Below are 3,246 nucleotides of genomic sequence, written 5' to 3' on the forward strand. Positions count from 1 at the left end.
GTGGTCACACCCGTTCCCATGCCGAACACGGAAGTTAAGTACTTCAGCGCCGAAAGTAGTTGGGGGTTTCCCCCTGTGAGGATAGGACGTTGCTAGGCCAGCGCAAAGGACGATTGAGCAAATGCTCGATCGTCCTTTTTTTGTCGTTTAGACTGAAACTTTCGAGACATTCTTTCGTACAGATAAGAGACCGATAGAACGAAGGCCTCAAAGCAAGCGAAAGGAGAACCTAACATGACCGATTTTCATCAACAACAACTTGATTTGCAACAGCGTCTCTCTGAACGAGATCGACTCGCTCGCAAGTTGAAAACACTTGATAAACAAATTGCCGAACATGAAACGGTGCGAAAGCAATTGCTAAACTCCTTCACGAAAGAACAGCGTGACGTGTATGATTTAGAGTCGTTCTCGCTCGTTAATACGTGGCGAAAGTTTCGCGGGACGTTCAATGAACAAAAAACAATTGAATTGGAAGAGGCAGCCCGGGCCGAATTGAAGTTACGAGAACATGAGAAGATGATTGATGAGTTGGAGCTCGAACGCCGCGATCTTCGTGAGACGTTTGAAGCGTATAGAGACATCGATACGGAATGGGAACGATTTTTGGAAGCGAAAGAAGCCCGGCTAAAACAAGATCCCGACGTTAGAGAAACGTTGTATCGTCTCACAAACGACCAGGCAGATACGAGTGAGGCGTTAATTGAATACAATGAAGCTATTGTTGCAGGACGGTCGGCTCGTGCAGCGATCGCGAAGACGCTTAAACATCTCGACAGCGCGAAAGGGTGGTCGACGTATGACACGTTTTTCGGCGGTGGGTTGATTGCGACAGCGATGAAACATGATGCCATTGACGCCTCTGAACGAACGATGCATGAACTTCAATCCGCGCTTGAACGCTTCTCGCGGGAACTCGATGACGTGAAAGAAGTCGTCAGCGGCTTACACATTGAACGTGGATCGCTCATTCAGTTCGCGGACTATTTCCTCGATGACATCTTCTCCGAATGGACGATGCATGGACGAATTAATGAGTCACTTGATAAGGTGAATGGCCTCGATCGTGAAATCGAAAAACTCATCGAACGCATGATGCGACAAGTCGAACGTTTAGAACGGCGACGTGAGGAGACTGAAAACAAACGAAAGCAGCTCATCGTCATGCGATGAGCTGCTTCACTTATTCAGGTCGCTTTAACCAATGGCGTAACCCTTTCCCGGCGTGCGGTCCGTTGGCGTAACGAGGGATGACGTGTAGGTGCGCATGTGGCACGGTCTGGTTTGATGCCGTTCCGACATTCCAGCCAAGCGTATAACCGTCAGGACCATACGTCTCCTCGAGGAATGACTTCGCTTCGTGAAGTAACGCATATGTATCGTTCCACTCTAAAGGTGTAAGCTCGAACGTTGTTGCGCGATGCTGTTTCGGGACGATGACGCCAGAGCCGACAAGCACGTCTTGTTCACGTTCGTGCATCAAGAAGTAGCATGTCTCATTCTCGGCGACAATCGTCTGGGATGGATCTAGCTGTGGATGACAAAATGGACAAGTTGACATGGACTTGGTACACTTCCTTTCTATATGAAGTGTACCAAAAGGGGGAGCATTATGAATGAATTGATTGATAGGATAGTTGCCCAGGCCGAACGAGAGGAGCGCACGATGATCGCCATCTCAGGACACGGGGGTGCTGGGAAGACGATATTCGCAGATGCGCTACGTGAGCGCCTCGGGGACGTGAACTACATCAATACCGACCCATATATCACGGACTCGATGTTACGAAAGAGTGCCATGCTCGATTACACGGTCGATGGACAGGCGCATCACTATAAGATGACGGCCTGTCATCCGTCCGCACACCATCTATTATCGCTAGAGCGTGACGTCCGCATGGTACGTGAAGGCATCGGTTTCTTCACGATTGACGTCCCATACCTTGAACGAACGTGGATTGATCCGGCAAAACGGATCACGATCATCGAAGGCATGAGCGTCGCGTTTCTCGCTGCTGACTGGTGGGACATAACGGTATACCTATATACGGACAGTGACACCGAGTTTGCGCGACGTTCTGTACGCGACGTGCAACAACGGGGAATGGACCTGGCGTATTTAAAGGCGTCACACGACGAGCGTCGGCTCCAATACGACCTGTTCATGCATCCGCAGCGCGAGAAGTTTCAAACAATCGTCTCGACGAGTAACGATGTATGGAAGATTGAAAACCACCGCTCATGAAGAACGGTGGCTGCGTAACGTCTCTTGGATGCCGAGGCCGAGTCTGTCTTGCTCACGTTCGAGCTGTTCCCACGTGAGCGAGCGATGGCGCATCGTGACATCGTTGGCGATGGAATCGAGCGTTCGTTGTTTCTCGATATTATCGAGCCAATAATAGACGTCGACCCCATCTTCATCGATGCGCCAAAATGATTTAACGACCTCGAACTCGTCAGCCCAGTCGCCGATCGGCTTAAAACCATACTTCTCGACAAACGGATACGGCCGCTCCTCGCCAATCGGGTCGATCACGTTACGGGTGAACATGAGCTCGAGACCAGCGTGCTCAGTCGCCTCAAGTAAACGTTTTAAGGCAGGGAGCGGCTCGACTTCGACTTTCTCGATGACATCGAACCAGACCCGTTTCCCATCGGTGTCCCAAACGGTCGCTTCGACACTGTAAGGCGCGCCGGCAGTCGAAGGGGCGTACATCGTCAAATCGAACGTGAACGGGATATGCTCTTCGGCGCCCGGTTCGAGAACGGCCGATAAACTGATTGGCACTTCTTGAATGTCGGCTTCACGATTGAACTCGTTTCCTTCGAGCGTGATGTCTTTGAACGTCGTCAGGAAATTGAGCGTCAACTCTTTTAGTCGGACGACGTGTGTCGTCGTGTTCGCGACACGTAACGTGCCGTGGACGGTCTCGTTCGGGATGAACGGGACAGTATGGAAATAGACGGACGCATCGAGCTCGGAAAAGAACCATTTTTTAAAGCGATTGCCCCATTTCGACATGACGGTCGCGCTCCTTTTCTTTTATAAATTGCACTCTTATAAATGTTCCCGATTCCAATTCTGAAAAAACATGAAGAAAAAGGTTGCATTATATAACTACTTCACTTATTATAGAGGATGTCGAAACAATTCAAACCATCGCGGGGTGGAGCAGTCTGGTAGCTCGTCGGGCTCATAACCCGAAGGTCGTCGGTTCAAATCCGGCCCCCGCAACCAATTTTTAT

4 protein-coding genes, 1 tRNA gene and 1 rRNA gene are annotated in these 3,246 nt (G+C 50.2%); 4 read left to right on the plus strand and 2 right to left on the minus strand.

What is annotated here, in order from left to right:
* Positions 1 to 98 (plus strand): 5S ribosomal RNA (gene rrf, locus RT52_RS16045); the annotation flags it as partial.
* A gap of 136 nt (positions 99 to 234) precedes the next feature.
* On the plus strand, positions 235 to 1,173 hold the full coding sequence (locus tag RT52_RS11270; protein ID WP_034817413.1) for a hypothetical protein: 939 nt from the start codon (positions 235 to 237) through the stop codon (positions 1,171 to 1,173).
* Between the two features lie 10 nt (positions 1,174 to 1,183).
* Here the strand turns inward: RT52_RS11270 and RT52_RS11275 are convergent, their stop codons facing one another.
* Entirely contained in the window at positions 1,184 to 1,561 is a 378-nt protein-coding gene (locus tag RT52_RS11275; protein ID WP_034817416.1) for an HIT family protein, read from the minus strand.
* Between the two features lie 51 nt (positions 1,562 to 1,612).
* Here RT52_RS11275 and RT52_RS11280 point away from each other — a divergent pair, with 51 nt between their 5' ends.
* The gene (locus RT52_RS11280) at positions 1,613 to 2,245 is read left to right on the plus strand and encodes a uridine kinase family protein (protein ID WP_034817421.1); all 633 of its coding nucleotides are present in this window, start codon (positions 1,613 to 1,615) and stop codon (positions 2,243 to 2,245) included.
* Here RT52_RS11280 and RT52_RS11285 read toward each other — a convergent pair.
* A complete protein-coding gene (locus RT52_RS11285) occupies positions 2,240 to 3,022 on the minus strand; it encodes a sporulation protein (protein ID WP_034808379.1) in 783 nt (260 codons plus the stop codon). The two genes, RT52_RS11280 and RT52_RS11285, sit on opposite strands and share 6 nt — an antisense overlap.
* Positions 3,023 to 3,161: 139 nt before the next feature.
* Between RT52_RS11285 and RT52_RS11290 the strand changes: the two genes are divergently transcribed.
* A tRNA-Met gene (locus RT52_RS11290) sits at positions 3,162 to 3,238 on the plus strand.
* Positions 3,239 to 3,246: the final 8 nt, after the last annotated feature.

Source organism: Exiguobacterium alkaliphilum 12/1 (assembly GCF_000714435.1).
In the GTDB taxonomy this organism is placed as follows: Bacteria; Bacillota; Bacilli; order Exiguobacteriales; family Exiguobacteriaceae; genus Exiguobacterium; species Exiguobacterium alkaliphilum.